Below are 12,394 nucleotides of genomic sequence, written 5' to 3'. Positions count from 1 at the left end.
TAGGTCTGTTATAATAAAACAACCCCGCATCAATAAACAACACACCCCGTGAAATTATTTATTCCACGGTTCGAATGCAAAAAAGCCGGCCATAAGGCCGGCTTTCTACATCAACGGCAAAAAAACCATTAAGCCGCCAGATCATCCTGAGTTTCATGAACAGGACGAGGACCGCTATCCTGACCTTTTGCCGTCACATCGCGGTCAATCAGTTCAATGACAGCCATGTCAGCGGCATCGCCATAACGCATTCCCGCTTTCATAACCCGGGCATAGCCACCGGTGCGGGATTTATAACGCTCCGCAACAACCGAGAACAACTTGCTGACAATAGTATCGTCGCGAAGCTGGGCATAGGCCTGACGACGTGCATGGAGATCACCACGCTTACCGAGGGTAATCAGCTTCTCTATGACCGGACGAAGTTCTTTCGCCTTAGGCAGAGTAGTCGTGATCTGCTCATGTTTGATCAGGGCGACAGCCATGTTACGGAACATCGCCGCACGATGGGTGGAGGTAACGCCGAGCTTCCGACCGGCAACACCGTGACGCATTGTTAAGTCTCCTTGTTGCGGATCAGAAGGGCTCGTCGAGCCGCTTCGCCAGATCCTCGATATTCTCCGGCGGCCACGCCGGAACATTCATGCCAAGAGAAAGCCCCATAGTGGTCAGGACTTCCTTGATCTCGTTCAGTGACTTCCGGCCAAAGTTCGGCGTACGAAGCATTTCCTGCTCAGTCTTCTGAACGAGGTCACCAATATATATGATGTTATCGTTCTTCAGGCAGTTAGCCGAACGCACAGAAAGTTCAAGTTCATCGACTTTCCGCAGAAGATTACGATTGAACGGCAGATCGTCTTCCGGTTCAGCCGGAACGACCGGACGCGGCTCATCGAAATTAATGAACAGCTGCAACTGATCCTGCAGAATACGGGCTGCCAGAGCGACAGCATCTTCCGGCGTAACCGAACCGTTAGTTTCAACCGTCAGCAGCAGGCGATCATAATCGGTCACCTGACCAACACGGGTTGGCTCGACTTTATAGGATACGCGCTTGACCGGCGAATAGATCGCATCAATGGGAATGAGGCCAATCGGGGCATCTTCAGGACGGTTCGCAGCAGCCGGAACATAGCCCTTGCCGATATTAACCGTAAATTCCATGCCGAGCTTAACGCCATCATCAAGCGTACAGATAACGAGATCCGGGTTCATGATCTCGATACCGTGCCCGGCCTGTATCTGGCCGGCACGGACTTCCCCCGGACCAGTTGCCGTCAGCATCATCCGCTTCGGGCCTTCGCCATGCATGCTCAGCGCAAGCTGCTTGATGTTCAGCACGATGTCCGTGACATCCTCACGCACACCAGGCACGGAAGAGAATTCATGCAGCACACCGTCGATCTGGATAGCGGTGATGGCTGCGCCCTGCAGAGAAGAAAGCAGAATACGGCGCAGCGCGTTACCGAGTGTCAAGCCAAAGCCGCGCTCAAGCGGCTCAGCAACCACCGTCGCAACATGCGACGGAACGGATCCGGGCTCGACTTCCAGCTTTTCCGGCTTGATCAGGGATTGCCAGTTTTTCTGGAGCACCAAGGTCTCGGCCTTTCAAAAAAGGACGCCGTAAAAACGGCGGACAGCCCCGGCCATGACCGGAGCAGGTTCATTTCACGCCTCATCAGCGATGCGGGTGGCAAACCATTCATTCGCCGCCACCCGAACCGGGATCAGACGCGGCGACGCTTCCGGGGGCGGCAGCCATTGTGCGGCACCGGGGTCAGGTCGCGGATTGAAGCAATCTGGAAGCCGACAGCCTGCAGGGCACGCAGAGCACTCTCGCGCCCCGACCCCGGACCGGAAACTTCGATATCCAGCGTTTCCATACCATGCTCACGTGCCTTGCGACCGGCATCCTCTGCCGCAACCTGAGCCGCGTAAGGGGTCGATTTACGTGAGCCTTTGAAACCCTGCGCACCGGCTGACGACCAAGCAATCGCATTACCCTGCGCGTCAGAGATGGTGATCATGGTGTTGTTGAACGTGGAAAGCACATGCGCCACGCCCGAAATAATGTTCTTGCGCTCTTTCTTCCGGACACGCGGAGTGGCGGCCTTACCCATATCTGATAGCCCTGTTCTTTAACTGATCTGACAAAATGATATCTGCCAGAACGTCCCGACGGAGAACCGCCGGGACGTGAAGAATTCCAATATTACCCGCCAGACGGGCAACAACTTAACGTGTGACTTTCTTCTTGCCTGCGATCGCCACAGCCTTACCCTTACGGGTGCGTGCATTTGTGTGCGTACGCTGACCGTGCACGGGAAGCCCCCGGCGATGACGCAGGCCGCGATAGCAACCCAAGTCCATCAGACGCTTGATGTTCATTGCGGTCTCACGACGAAGGTCACCCTCGACGCGATAACCATTATCAATGGTCTCGCGGAGCTTCGCGATCTCGTCGTCGCTAAGTTCGTTCACCCTCTTGGCATCGGGAAGATCAAGGGCTTTGCAAATCTGCTTAGCCTTCGTCTCGCCAATTCCGTAGATATACTGAAGCCCGATTACAACCCGTTTGTTGGTCGGGATATTAACGCCGGCAATACGCGCCACGCTGCACACTCCTGGTATCCGCCCGGCTGCGCGCCTGAGCGTTTATATAAAGAATCTTTGCCTCTGCAGAGCCGCAGAAGCGACCGCACGGTCCAGAGCGCGCGCAATAGACCGAGCGGGCTCTGAGAGTCAATAAAAACTTATCACTTTTGCGTGATTTTCTCGACGTCCTGCATGATAGAATCGATCCGGGCGCTGACCGTTTCGATCGGAGCCATCCCGTCAATGAATGCTACTTTTACCTTTTTCTCATAGTAAGGCAGCAGAGGCATCGTTTCCTTGCGATAAGACGCGAGGCGCGAAGCCACGGTCTCCCGGTTATCATCAGCCCTGCGTATGAAGTCATGCGACCCGCACACGTCGCACGTATCCGGCACCTTCGTGGGTTTTGACACATCATTATAGCTTGCGCCGCATTTTGCGCAGGAAAAGCGTCCGGCGATTCGATCCGCCAGCGCACCTTCGTCAACCTGCAGAACGAGCACCACGTCGATCCTGCTTTTCAGCCGTGCAAGAACTTCATCAAGCGCCTCAGCTTGCCCGACAGTACGAGGAAAGCCGTCGAGAATAAAGCCTTTCGCACAGTCCGGCTGCTGAATCCGGTTTTCCAGCATGCTGACAATCATGGAGTCCGGCACAAGCTTGCCGCTGTCCATAAGCGTCTTTGCCGCGCGACCGGTTTCCGAGCCGGCCTTAACCTCGGCTCGCAGCATGTCGCCAGTCGAAATCTGCGCAATACCGTAGCGCGCTTCCAGACGTTTGGACTGAGTGCCTTTTCCCGCGCCCGGCGGGCCCAGAAAGATGATATTCATTTCCGAATGATCCTTCGGTTCATTCCACCGCGCCGACTACGCTGAATAAGCCCCTGATACTGATGAGCAACAAGATGTGACTGGATCTGCGTTACCGTATCGATCGTGACAGACACGATGATGATCAGACTCGTACCACCGAAATAGAACGGCACATTATACCGGCTGATCAGAATTTGTGGCAGCAGACATACCACGACCAGGTACAGCGCACCGATCGTCGTCAGCCGGGTAAGGATCCTGTCAAAATAAGCCGATGTCGCGGCGCCTGGCTTGATGCCAGGAATAAAGCCGCTCTGCTTTCGCAGATTGTCTGCGGTCTCGTCCGGGTTAAATGTTACGGCGGCGTAAAAATAGGAGAAGAATATGATCATTGCCGCATACATCAGCATGTAAAGCGGCTGTCCCTGACCGAGTTGCTGCCCCAGGAAAGACAACCAGCCGGGCATCCCTTTGCCTGCCATGAAGCCGGAAATCGTGACAGGAATTAGCAGTACCGATGACGCGAAGATCGGTGGAATCACGCCCGCCGTATTCACTTTCAGCGGCATATGTGTCGACTCACCACCGAACATACGGTTGCCCATCTGCCGCTTCGGATACTGGATAATGACCCGGCGCTGTGCCTGTTCCATGAACACGATGAATGTGATCGTTATTGCGGCCAGAACAAGAAAAATAAGCACAAAAACCGGAGACAGCGCGCCCGTATAACCGAGTTGAAAAAGCGTTTCGAGCGCATGCGGAAGGTTGGCGACAATACCGGCGAAAATAATCAGGGAGATACCGTTTCCGACCCCGCGGGAGGTGATCTGCTCACCGAGCCACATCAGGAACATTGTGCCACCCACAAGGGTAAACACGCAGGAAACAATAAAGAACATCCCTGGATTCACAACGGCTGACCCTGCGTCCGAACTCATCCGCTCAAGCCCTACGGCAATGCCGTAAGCCTGAAAAAAAGCGATCGCGACTGTCAGATATCGCGTGTACTGATTGAGACGCTTCCGGCCCTGTTCACCTTCCTTTTTCAGCGACTCCAAGGAAGGCAATGCCGTCGACATAAGCTGAACAATGATCGATGCCGAAATGTAAGGCATGATGTTCAAAGCAAAAACGGTCATACGTCCGAGGGCACCCCCCGAGAACATATCGAACATTCCGAGAATGCCACCCTGGTGCTTTGCCAGCAACTGCCCCATTACCGTCGCATCAATGCCGGGCACAGGAATATATGTTCCCAGTCGGTAGACAATCAGGGCACCAAGCGTAAACCAGATCCGCTTTTTGAGCTCGGTCGCCTTATTGAACGAGCTGAGATTGAAACTGGCTGCAAGCTGTTCAGCCGCCGAGGCCATACGCCTGTCCTTTCACGAAAAACAGCGCCGCCGCAAAGCGGGACGCTGTTATGGCAGACGCCGGGGTCTGCAAAGCCACAGGAAAAATCAGACTGGTCTTTACCATACCAGTCCGTTCCCGAATGTCACGACGACGCAGCTTCGCCTGCCTGTTTCGGTGCGACCGTAGTCTTCACTGAGCCACCGGCTTTCTCAACAGCCGCGATCGCGGAAGCAGAGGCGCCAGCGACCTCGACATTAATGGCGCGAGAGATCTCACCCCGAGCCAGAAGGCGGATACCAGCGACTTTACCTGTACCAACGAGACCCGCCTTGCGAAGAGCCTCCTCGTTCACGACAGCAGACCCGTCCAGCTTACCGTCGGTGATTGCCTTATCGACGGCGCCAAGGTTAACCGGGGCGTAGACCTTACGAAAGATGTTCTTAAAGCCACGCTTCGGCATACGCCGATAGAGTGGCAACTGACCACCTTCAAACCCATTCAGAGACACACCTTCGCGTGCCTTCTGACCTTTGACACCCTTACCGGATGTCTTACCCTTGCCGGAGCCAATACCGCGACCGAGACGTTTCTTGCGATAACGGGAACCTTCGTTATCGCGGAGTTCATTCAGATTCATTTCAACCCTCCACCTTAATCAGGTGGGCTACCTTGCGTAGCATGCCACGCACAGAAGGCGTGTCCTGCAGTTCTCGCGTACGACCGATCTTATTCAAACCAAGACCGATCAGCGTTGCCTGCTGGCCCGGCTTACGTCCGTTACCGGACGCAATCTGGGTAACACGGACCGTTGTCTTTGCCTCAGACATCAGCGCCCTCCGCTGCCTGCTCGCGCTTACCCAAGATATCGACAACCTTCTTACCACGGCGGCTCGCCACGGAACGAGGGCTGGCGCAACGCTCAAGAGCAGCAAACGTGGCTTTCACCATGTTATGCGGGTTACGGGTTCCAAGTGACTTGGCAACAACGTCGTTAATACCAAGGCTCTCGAACACCGCACGCATAGGACCACCAGCGATGATACCTGTTCCGGCGTCAGCCGAACGCAGAACCACTTTGCCAGCGCCGAAATGTCCAGCAACATCATGATGAAGGGTGCGGCCCTCCTTCATCGGAACGCGGATCATGCCGCGCTTCGCGCGCTCGGTTGCCTTACGGATCGCTTCCGGCACTTCACGGGCTTTACCCGCTCCATATCCCACACGACCTTTCTGGTCACCGACGACGACAAGAGCAGCGAACGCGAAACGACGTCCGCCCTTCACCACTTTCGCCACACGATTGATCGTGACGAGTTTGTCGATCAGATCGTCGCCTTCGCGGTCACGATCGCGCTCACGGCCCCTGCCGCCTTCTCTCGGTTCACGTGCCATTACGTGACCTCCCTCAGAACGAGAGACCGCCCTCGCGGGCAGCCTCCGCCAGCGCACGGACGCGCCCATGATACAGATAAGCGCCGCGGTCGAAGACGACCTGCTTCACGCCGGCAGCGGTCGCGCGTTCCGCGATCAGCTTTCCGACAGAAGTTGCTGCGTCGCGGTTCGTGCCTTTCGTGCCCTGGGACCGGAAATCCTGCTCGAGCGACGAAGCGGAAGCCAACGTGCGGCCACCTGCATCGTCGATGATCTGAGCGTAGATATTCTTGCCCGAGCGGAACACCGACAGGCGCGGACGCCCGCCGGCCTTGCGGCGGAGCTGGAACCGGAGGCGTTTGCTCCGCCGGTCCCGCAATTCCTGTTGCGTGCTCATTACTTCTTCTTGCCTTCCTTACGACGAATGGTCTCGGTCGAGTAGCGCACACCCTTGCCTTTGTAAGGCTCAGGCTTGCGGAAGCTCCGGATATCCAGCGCAACCTGACCGACACGCTGTTTATCGATTCCTTCGACAACAACTGCGGTCGGACGTGGTGTCGTGATCTTGATTCCCTGAGGAATCGGATAGACCACGTCATGCGAATAACCGAGGTTCATAACCAGGTTCGAGCCCTGAACCGCTGCACGATAACCCGTTCCGGTGATTTCCAGCGTCTTCGAGTACCCCTCGGAGACCCCTTTAACCATCGAAGCGACGAGAGCACGGGTCGTGCCCCACATCATACGGGCCTGAGCCACGGTGCCGAGAGGCCGGACCGAGACCTTGCCGTCATCGATCGTCGTCTCAACATGGGAGGAGAGCGGCAGCGTCAGCTCGCCGAGCTTTCCTTTCGCCGTAAAAATTCCATCAGCTATCGAAACCGAAACGCCGGACGGAACTTCAACGGGATATTTGCCTACGCGCGACATTTATCCCTCCTCAGAAGACGCGGCAGAGCACTTCGCCACCAACATTGGCAGCGCGCGCTTCTGCGTCGGAAAGAACCCCGCGTGGGGTGGACAGGATGGAGACACCCAGTCCGGCATAAACCCGCGGCAGTTCTTTGATCTTCGAATAGACACGACGGCCCGGGCGGGAAACACGATGGATTTCCTTAATAACCGGATCGCCATCCGTGTATTTCAGCTCGATGCGGATCTGGGAAATACCCTTGCGGATCTCTTCAACAGAGAAACCGCGGATATAACCTTCCCGCTTCAGAGCTTCGAGAACGCTGGCACGCAGCTTGGAGGCCGGAGCGACACAGGCAGCGTGACGCGCCCGCTGAGCATTCCGGATACGGGTGAGCATATCACCCAATGGATCAGAAAGTGACATCGTCCGCCCTTACCAGCTTGCCTTCACGACACCGGGGATATGGCCATTGGAGGCCAGATCGCGGAGCGCAATACGACAGAGTCTGAACTTGCGGTAGTTACCGCGCGAACGACCGGTGAGTTCACAACGCAGACGGACGCGGACGCGCGAGCCGTTACGTGGCAACTCAGCCAGCTTCATGGAAGCATCAAACCGATCTTCCATCGGCAGAGAACGATCCATCACGATATTTTTGAGCGCCATACGCTTCGCTTTGTCACGCTGCGCCATGTGGGCGCGCTTTGCGTTGCGAGTGACGGCGGAAATCTTGGCCATGCCTGATTTACCCTCCGGAACCTGCCGGACCATTCCAGCGGTTTTCCAAAACCTTTAGCTTCGGACCCCGATCCGGGACCCGGGTCGTGAAGCACAATAATACCCTGCGATGACTTTGCCGCCACAGGGAACGAATATCAGCGGAACGATTACCCGACGAAGGGCAGATCGAACGCCTTCAGCAGCGCCTTCGCTTCGGCATCGGTCTTCGCTGTCGTCACAAAGATGATGTCCATACCACGGACGGTGTCGACTTTGTCATACTCGATCTCAGGAAAAATAATCTGTTCCTTGAGACCCATCGCAAAGTTGCCGCGTCCGTCGAAGCCTTTGTTAGCCGGCAGGCCGCGGAAATCGCGGATACGCGGCATGGCAATGGTCACCAGACGGTCGAGAAACTCGAACATACGGGTTTTGCGCAGCGTGACTTTACAGCCGATCGGGAGACCTTCACGGATTTTGAAACCAGCGATCGCCTTTTTCGCGATGGTTTTGACCGGACGCTGACCTGCGATCAGCATCATGTCACCCAGCGCTGCATCCAGCTTCTTCTGGTCTCCGGCGGCCTCACCCACACCCATATTGAGAACAATCTTCTCAAGACGAGGAATTTGCATGACGTTTTTATAGCCAAACTGCTCGCGAAGCTGACCGGTGAGTTCTGTCCGGTAGCGCTGCAGAAGGCGGGGCGAAGCGCCTGCGTTTGAATTATCCGACATTATCAGCCCCTCAGCCTTCAATCACTTCGCCCGTGACTTTCGCCACGCGGACTTTGCGACCATCATCGAGCACACGGAAACCAACCTTCGTTGGCTTCTCGCTCTTCGGATCAATGAGCGCGAGATTGGACAGGTGAACCGGCGCTTCACGCGAGATGATTCCACCTTCTTCGCCCATGCGCGACGGCTTTTTACGCCGCTTTGCAATCGCCACTCCGCGCACGACTGCCTTGTTTGCAGTCGGGTTCACGGAAAGCACTTCGCCGCGCGTACCTTTGGATGAACCCGTCGTTACAACGACGGTATCACCTTTTTTAATGCGAGCAGCCATTACAGCACCTCCGGCGCCAGCGAGATGATCTTCATGAATTTGCGCGCACGCAGTTCACGGACCACCGGGCCAAAGATGCGGGTGCCGATCGGCTCCTGCTGCTTGTTAATCAGAACCGCAGCATTCCGGTCGAAACGGATTGCGCTGCCGTCGGCACGACGTACCGGGTAGGACGTACGAACGATGACGGCCTGATGGACGTCACCTTTCTTCACCTTTCCACGGGGAATCGCTTCCTTAACGGAAACGACGATCACGTCGCCGACCGAGGCGGACTTCCGCTTGGAGCCGCCCAGCACCTTAATGCACTGCACCTGACGGGCACCGGAATTATCGGCGACCTCAAGGTTGGTCTCGGGATGGATCATTTACCTTATACCCCTGTTACGCAGCGACGCCGGACGTCGCTGCGACAACGGTCTCACCGTTGCGCGCAATGACCGTCCAGGTCTTGCGTTTGGAGATCGGCGTGCACTCTTCAATGCGTACCGCGTCCCCAATCCTGCACTGATTCTGTTCATCATGCGCCGCATACTTCTTCGAGCGACGAATGAACTTCTTATAGAGCGGGTGCATAACACGACGATCAACAAGAACGGTAACCGTCTTGTCCATCTTATCGCTCGTTACGCGTCCGCTCAGAATGCGCTTCGGCATTAACGGCTCCCTCAGGCTTTCGCAGCAGAGGCGACTGCCCCTGCTGCATTTTTCTTCGCGGCTTCAGCCACGATCGTCTTGATGCGGGCAATATCGCGACGCACAACGCGAACCCGCGATACACCTTCATTCTGACCGGTCGCCTGCTGGAACCGAAGATTGAACTGCTCGCGCTTCAGATCAAGAAGAAGCGTCTGCAGCTCATCAACGGATTTCGCACGCAGATCAGCCGGCTTCGTTGCCTTGCTCATCTTACGCCTCTCCGATTCGGGTCACGAATTTCGTCTTGATCGGCAGCTTTGCGGCACCGAGAGCCAGCGCTTCACGCGCGACTTCCGGCGGAACGCCTTCAATCTCGAACAGAATACGACCCGGTCGCACGCGGGCTACCCAGTATTCAGGGGACCCCTTGCCGGAGCCCATACGCACTTCGGCAGGCTTTGTCGAGACTGGAAGATCCGGAAAAATACGAATCCACACGCGACCGGCACGTTTCATCGCACGTGTGATCGCACGACGGGAGGCTTCGATCTGGCGCGCCGTGATGCGCTCCGGCTGGAGCGCCTTCAGACCGAACGTACCGAAGTTCAGCTGAGTGGCACTTTTTGCCAGACCGTGAATGCGGCCCTTATGAGCCTTGCGGAATTTAGTCCGCTTCGGAGAAAGCATTGTTCTCTATCCCTCAGCGCTGCGGCGCCTGCTCGGCGGCGCGGCGATCCTGAGCCAGCGGATCGTGTGCCAGGATCTCACCTTTGAAGATCCAGACTTTCACGCCGCACGTCCCATAGGTCGTCTTTGCCGTTGCAGTTCCATAATCAATATCGGCGCGGAGCGTGTGCAGCGGCACACGGCCTTCACGATACCACTCGACACGGGCGATTTCAGCGCCGCCCAGACGACCGGAACAGTTGATCCGGATACCCTGTGCGCCAAGACGCATGGCGGACTGGACCGCACGCTTCATCGCACGACGGAAAGCCACACGACGCTCAAGCTGCTGAGCGATATTCTCGGCAACGAGGGTCGCATCGATTTCCGGCTTACGGATCTCGACAATATTCAGCGACACCTCAACGCCCGCCATCGCGGTCAGCTGCTTACGCAGCGCATCAATATCCTGTCCCTTCTTGCCGATCACCACGCCCGGACGAGCCGCATAGATGGTGATACGCGGCTTTTTGGCCGGACGCTCAATCACCACGCGGGACACACCCGCGCCGGATAAACGACGACGCAGGAATGCGCGCAGTTTCAGGTCGTCATGCAGCAGCCGGGAGTAATCTGCGCCAGCATACCAGCGGCTGTCCCATGTGCGATTAATACCGAGCCGAAGCCCGATCGGATTGACTTTATGTCCCATCGTCAGGCCGCCTTCTCTTCCGTCTTTGCCTCTGGCTCGGGTGCACGCTCAGCGACGACGATCTTCAGGTGGCTGAAGAACTTCTCGATCCGAGCAGAACGACCACGACCACGCGCATGGAAACGCCGCATAACGATCGACTTACCAACGTCTGCGGTTTTAACCACCAGCTGATCGACATCAAGCTGATGGTTGTTTTCCGCATTCGCGATAGCGCTTTCCAGCGTCTTCTTTACTTCCTGAGCAATACGACGCTTCGAGAAGGTCAGCGTTGCCACAGCAAGAGAAGCCGGCTTGTTGCGGATCAGACCGGCTACCAGACCGAGCTTACGCGGACTCACACGGATATTCCGTGTAACCGCCTGCGCCTCGTTCTCAGCCAGTGTACGGGGATGCTTCGCTTTACTCATCTCAGCCCCGCTTCGACTTCTTGTCAGCGCCATGCCCATGGAATGTACGGGTGGGCGAGAACTCACCGAACTTATGTCCGACCATATTCTCGCTCACCTGCACGGGCAGGAACTTATGACCATTATAAACACCGAAGGTCAGTCCGACGAACTGCGGCAGAATCGTGGAACGACGCGACCAGATTTTGATCACCTCGTTACGACCCGAAGCGCGCGATGCGTCGGCTTTGTTCAGCAGATACCCGTCCACGAACGGGCCTTTCCAGACGGAACGTGCCATCTCTTTTGCCCCTTACTTGCCGGTCTTCCGGCGACGGATAATCAGACTGTCCGTACGCTTGTTGACCCTCGTCTTATAACCTTTAGTCGGCTTACCCCACGGTGTAACCGGATGACGGCCACCGGAGGTACGACCTTCACCACCACCATGCGGATGATCGACCGGGTTCATAACCACGCCGCGGTTATGCGGGCGGCGACCCAGCCAGCGGGAACGACCCGCCTTACCCATGTGCTGGTTCATGTTGTCCGGGTTCGACACCGCACCAACCGTGGCAAAACATTCGCCGCGAACAACACGCAGTTCACCGGACTGCAGCTTGATCTGTGCGTAGCCGGAATCTTTACCAACAAGCTGAGCATAGGTTCCGGCCGAACGTGACAACTTGCCGCCAGCACCCTGTTTCAGCTCAATGTTGTGGATGATCGTTCCAACCGGAATGGCGGAAAGTGGCATCGCATTACCAGGCTTAATATCGACGCGTGCGCCAGCAACGACCTGATCTCCGGCCTTTACGCGCTGCGGCGCCAGAATATAGGCCAGCTCACCATCTTCGTACTTCACCAGAGCGATGAAGGCCGTGCGGTTGGGATCATATTCCAGACGCTCGATCATGCCGATAACGTCAAGCTTCCGACGCTTGAAATCGACATAGCGATACGACTGCTTGTGTCCGCCACCACGAAAGCGCGATGTCGTACGACCATGATTATTACGACCGCCGGATTTGTTCTTACCCTCGGTCAGCCGTTTGACCGGCTTGCCCTTCCAGAGCTCGGACCGGTCCACCAGCACCGTGCCGCGAAGGCTCGGCGTGACGGGATTAAAGTGCTTCAGTGCCATGTG

24 protein-coding genes are annotated in these 12,394 nt (G+C 56.6%); all 24 read right to left on the bottom strand.

The window, feature by feature from the left end:
• Nucleotides 1-128: 128 nt before the first annotated feature.
• Nucleotides 129-554 carry a 50S ribosomal protein L17 gene (rplQ, locus tag GOB90_RS03150; RefSeq protein ID WP_146884814.1) on the bottom strand — a complete coding sequence of 142 codons (426 nt, stop codon included), beginning with the start codon at nucleotides 552-554 and terminating at the stop codon, nucleotides 129-131.
• A 22-nt stretch (nucleotides 555-576) separates the two neighbouring features.
• On the bottom strand, nucleotides 577-1,596 hold the full coding sequence (locus tag GOB90_RS03145) for a DNA-directed RNA polymerase subunit alpha (protein WP_146884816.1): 1,020 nt from the start codon (nucleotides 1,594-1,596) through the stop codon (nucleotides 577-579).
• Nucleotides 1,597-1,727: 131 nt separating this feature from the next.
• Complete coding sequence (gene rpsK / locus GOB90_RS03140; protein ID WP_146884818.1) at nucleotides 1,728-2,120, bottom strand: 30S ribosomal protein S11; 393 nt, start codon at nucleotides 2,118-2,120, stop codon at nucleotides 1,728-1,730.
• 115 nt (nucleotides 2,121-2,235) lie between these two features.
• Nucleotides 2,236-2,613 carry a 30S ribosomal protein S13 gene (rpsM, locus tag GOB90_RS03135; protein WP_146885085.1) on the bottom strand — a complete coding sequence of 126 codons (378 nt, stop codon included), beginning with the start codon at nucleotides 2,611-2,613 and terminating at the stop codon, nucleotides 2,236-2,238.
• A gap of 143 nt (nucleotides 2,614-2,756) precedes the next feature.
• Complete coding sequence (locus tag GOB90_RS03130) at nucleotides 2,757-3,425, bottom strand: adenylate kinase (protein WP_146884820.1); 669 nt, start codon at nucleotides 3,423-3,425, stop codon at nucleotides 2,757-2,759.
• Entirely contained in the window at nucleotides 3,422-4,783 is a 1,362-nt protein-coding gene (secY, locus tag GOB90_RS03125; RefSeq protein ID WP_146884822.1) for a preprotein translocase subunit SecY, read from the bottom strand. The genes GOB90_RS03130 and secY overlap by 4 nt, the downstream gene beginning before the upstream one ends.
• Nucleotides 4,767-4,889, bottom strand: coding sequence for a hypothetical protein (locus GOB90_RS19455; protein WP_260175924.1), 123 nt, complete (start codon nucleotides 4,887-4,889; stop codon nucleotides 4,767-4,769). The genes secY and GOB90_RS19455 overlap by 17 nt, the downstream gene beginning before the upstream one ends.
• 19 nt (nucleotides 4,890-4,908) lie before the next feature.
• Entirely contained in the window at nucleotides 4,909-5,403 is a 495-nt protein-coding gene (gene rplO, locus GOB90_RS03120; protein WP_146884824.1) for a 50S ribosomal protein L15, read from the bottom strand.
• A gap of 1 nt (nucleotide 5,404) precedes the next feature.
• Nucleotides 5,405-5,593, bottom strand: coding sequence for a 50S ribosomal protein L30 (gene rpmD, locus GOB90_RS03115; RefSeq protein WP_146884826.1), 189 nt, complete (start codon nucleotides 5,591-5,593; stop codon nucleotides 5,405-5,407).
• On the bottom strand, nucleotides 5,586-6,158 hold the full coding sequence (gene rpsE, locus GOB90_RS03110) for a 30S ribosomal protein S5 (RefSeq protein WP_146884828.1): 573 nt from the start codon (nucleotides 6,156-6,158) through the stop codon (nucleotides 5,586-5,588). Before rpsE ends, rpmD begins: the two co-directional genes overlap by 8 nt.
• Nucleotides 6,159-6,171: 13 nt before the next feature.
• Nucleotides 6,172-6,534: a 50S ribosomal protein L18 gene (gene rplR / locus GOB90_RS03105; RefSeq protein ID WP_146884830.1), complete on the bottom strand. Its 363-nt coding sequence runs from the start codon at nucleotides 6,532-6,534 to the stop codon at nucleotides 6,172-6,174.
• A complete protein-coding gene (gene rplF, locus GOB90_RS03100) occupies nucleotides 6,534-7,067 on the bottom strand; it encodes a 50S ribosomal protein L6 (RefSeq protein ID WP_146884832.1) in 534 nt (177 codons plus the stop codon). The genes rplR and rplF overlap by 1 nt, the downstream gene beginning before the upstream one ends.
• A gap of 10 nt (nucleotides 7,068-7,077) precedes the next feature.
• Nucleotides 7,078-7,476: a 30S ribosomal protein S8 gene (gene rpsH, locus GOB90_RS03095; protein ID WP_146884835.1), complete on the bottom strand. Its 399-nt coding sequence runs from the start codon at nucleotides 7,474-7,476 to the stop codon at nucleotides 7,078-7,080.
• 9 nt (nucleotides 7,477-7,485) lie between these two features.
• Nucleotides 7,486-7,791, bottom strand: a complete 306-nt coding sequence (gene rpsN / locus GOB90_RS03090; RefSeq protein WP_146884837.1) for a 30S ribosomal protein S14 — start codon at nucleotides 7,789-7,791, stop codon at nucleotides 7,486-7,488.
• 149 nt (nucleotides 7,792-7,940) lie between these two features.
• A complete protein-coding gene (gene rplE, locus GOB90_RS03085; protein WP_146884839.1) occupies nucleotides 7,941-8,510 on the bottom strand; it encodes a 50S ribosomal protein L5 in 570 nt (189 codons plus the stop codon).
• A 10-nt stretch (nucleotides 8,511-8,520) separates the two neighbouring features.
• Nucleotides 8,521-8,841 (bottom strand): 50S ribosomal protein L24, encoded by a 321-nt coding sequence (gene rplX, locus GOB90_RS03080; protein WP_146884842.1) that lies wholly within the window; start codon nucleotides 8,839-8,841, stop codon nucleotides 8,521-8,523.
• A complete protein-coding gene (gene rplN, locus GOB90_RS03075) occupies nucleotides 8,841-9,209 on the bottom strand; it encodes a 50S ribosomal protein L14 (RefSeq protein ID WP_010666045.1) in 369 nt (122 codons plus the stop codon). Before rplN ends, rplX begins: the two co-directional genes overlap by 1 nt.
• Before the next feature lie 16 nt (nucleotides 9,210-9,225).
• Nucleotides 9,226-9,498, bottom strand: coding sequence for a 30S ribosomal protein S17 (gene rpsQ / locus GOB90_RS03070; protein WP_146884844.1), 273 nt, complete (start codon nucleotides 9,496-9,498; stop codon nucleotides 9,226-9,228).
• Nucleotides 9,499-9,509: 11 nt separating this feature from the next.
• Complete coding sequence (gene rpmC, locus GOB90_RS03065) at nucleotides 9,510-9,749, bottom strand: 50S ribosomal protein L29 (protein ID WP_146884846.1); 240 nt, start codon at nucleotides 9,747-9,749, stop codon at nucleotides 9,510-9,512.
• Between the two features lies 1 nt (nucleotide 9,750).
• Entirely contained in the window at nucleotides 9,751-10,167 is a 417-nt protein-coding gene (gene rplP, locus GOB90_RS03060) for a 50S ribosomal protein L16 (protein WP_146884848.1), read from the bottom strand.
• Between the two features lie 13 nt (nucleotides 10,168-10,180).
• Nucleotides 10,181-10,858, bottom strand: coding sequence for a 30S ribosomal protein S3 (gene rpsC / locus GOB90_RS03055; RefSeq protein ID WP_146884850.1), 678 nt, complete (start codon nucleotides 10,856-10,858; stop codon nucleotides 10,181-10,183).
• A gap of 2 nt (nucleotides 10,859-10,860) precedes the next feature.
• Entirely contained in the window at nucleotides 10,861-11,268 is a 408-nt protein-coding gene (rplV, locus tag GOB90_RS03050) for a 50S ribosomal protein L22 (protein WP_146884851.1), read from the bottom strand.
• A gap of 1 nt (nucleotide 11,269) precedes the next feature.
• Nucleotides 11,270-11,548, bottom strand: coding sequence for a 30S ribosomal protein S19 (gene rpsS, locus GOB90_RS03045; RefSeq protein WP_146884853.1), 279 nt, complete (start codon nucleotides 11,546-11,548; stop codon nucleotides 11,270-11,272).
• A 12-nt stretch (nucleotides 11,549-11,560) separates the two neighbouring features.
• The gene (rplB, locus tag GOB90_RS03040; RefSeq protein WP_146884855.1) at nucleotides 11,561-12,391 is read right to left on the bottom strand and encodes a 50S ribosomal protein L2; all 831 of its coding nucleotides are present in this window, start codon (nucleotides 12,389-12,391) and stop codon (nucleotides 11,561-11,563) included.
• Nucleotides 12,392-12,394: the final 3 nt, after the last annotated feature.

Origin of the sequence: Acetobacter oeni (assembly GCF_011516825.1) — a bacterium.
Taxonomy (GTDB): domain Bacteria; phylum Pseudomonadota; class Alphaproteobacteria; order Acetobacterales; family Acetobacteraceae; genus Acetobacter; species Acetobacter oeni.
This window is presented reverse-complemented; position numbering and strand designations above follow the sequence as displayed.

Bases quoted from the DNA above. Each gene is read 5' to 3' on its own strand.
- rplQ (WP_146884814.1), bottom strand. From the start codon at position 554: ATGCGTCACGGTGTTGCCGGTCGGAAGCTCGGCGTTACCTCCACCCAT.
- rpsK (WP_146884818.1), bottom strand. From the start codon at position 2,120: ATGGGTAAGGCCGCCACTCCGCGTGTCCGGAAGAAAGAGCGCAAGAAC.
- GOB90_RS03130 (WP_146884820.1), bottom strand. From the start codon at position 3,425: ATGAATATCATCTTTCTGGGCCCGCCGGGCGCGGGAAAAGGCACTCAG.
- secY (WP_146884822.1), bottom strand. From the start codon at position 4,783: ATGGCCTCGGCGGCTGAACAGCTTGCAGCCAGTTTCAATCTCAGCTCG.
- GOB90_RS19455 (WP_260175924.1), bottom strand. From the start codon at position 4,889: ATGGTAAAGACCAGTCTGATTTTTCCTGTGGCTTTGCAGACCCCGGCG.
- rplO (WP_146884824.1), bottom strand. From the start codon at position 5,403: ATGAATCTGAATGAACTCCGCGATAACGAAGGTTCCCGTTATCGCAAG.
- rpmD (WP_146884826.1), bottom strand. From the start codon at position 5,593: ATGTCTGAGGCAAAGACAACGGTCCGTGTTACCCAGATTGCGTCCGGT.
- rpsE (WP_146884828.1), bottom strand. From the start codon at position 6,158: ATGGCACGTGAACCGAGAGAAGGCGGCAGGGGCCGTGAGCGCGATCGT.
- rplR (WP_146884830.1), bottom strand. From the start codon at position 6,534: ATGAGCACGCAACAGGAATTGCGGGACCGGCGGAGCAAACGCCTCCGG.
- rplF (WP_146884832.1), bottom strand. From the start codon at position 7,067: ATGTCGCGCGTAGGCAAATATCCCGTTGAAGTTCCGTCCGGCGTTTCG.
- rpsH (WP_146884835.1), bottom strand. From the start codon at position 7,476: ATGTCACTTTCTGATCCATTGGGTGATATGCTCACCCGTATCCGGAAT.
- rpsN (WP_146884837.1), bottom strand. From the start codon at position 7,791: ATGGCCAAGATTTCCGCCGTCACTCGCAACGCAAAGCGCGCCCACATG.
- rplE (WP_146884839.1), bottom strand. From the start codon at position 8,510: ATGTCGGATAATTCAAACGCAGGCGCTTCGCCCCGCCTTCTGCAGCGC.
- rplX (WP_146884842.1), bottom strand. From the start codon at position 8,841: ATGGCTGCTCGCATTAAAAAAGGTGATACCGTCGTTGTAACGACGGGT.
- rplN (WP_010666045.1), bottom strand. From the start codon at position 9,209: ATGATCCATCCCGAGACCAACCTTGAGGTCGCCGATAATTCCGGTGCC.
- rpsQ (WP_146884844.1), bottom strand. From the start codon at position 9,498: ATGCCGAAGCGCATTCTGAGCGGACGCGTAACGAGCGATAAGATGGAC.
- rpmC (WP_146884846.1), bottom strand. From the start codon at position 9,749: ATGAGCAAGGCAACGAAGCCGGCTGATCTGCGTGCGAAATCCGTTGAT.
- rplP (WP_146884848.1), bottom strand. From the start codon at position 10,167: ATGCTTTCTCCGAAGCGGACTAAATTCCGCAAGGCTCATAAGGGCCGC.
- rpsC (WP_146884850.1), bottom strand. From the start codon at position 10,858: ATGGGACATAAAGTCAATCCGATCGGGCTTCGGCTCGGTATTAATCGC.
- rplV (WP_146884851.1), bottom strand. From the start codon at position 11,268: ATGAGTAAAGCGAAGCATCCCCGTACACTGGCTGAGAACGAGGCGCAG.
- rpsS (WP_146884853.1), bottom strand. From the start codon at position 11,548: ATGGCACGTTCCGTCTGGAAAGGCCCGTTCGTGGACGGGTATCTGCTG.
- rplB (WP_146884855.1), bottom strand. From the start codon at position 12,391: ATGGCACTGAAGCACTTTAATCCCGTCACGCCGAGCCTTCGCGGCACG.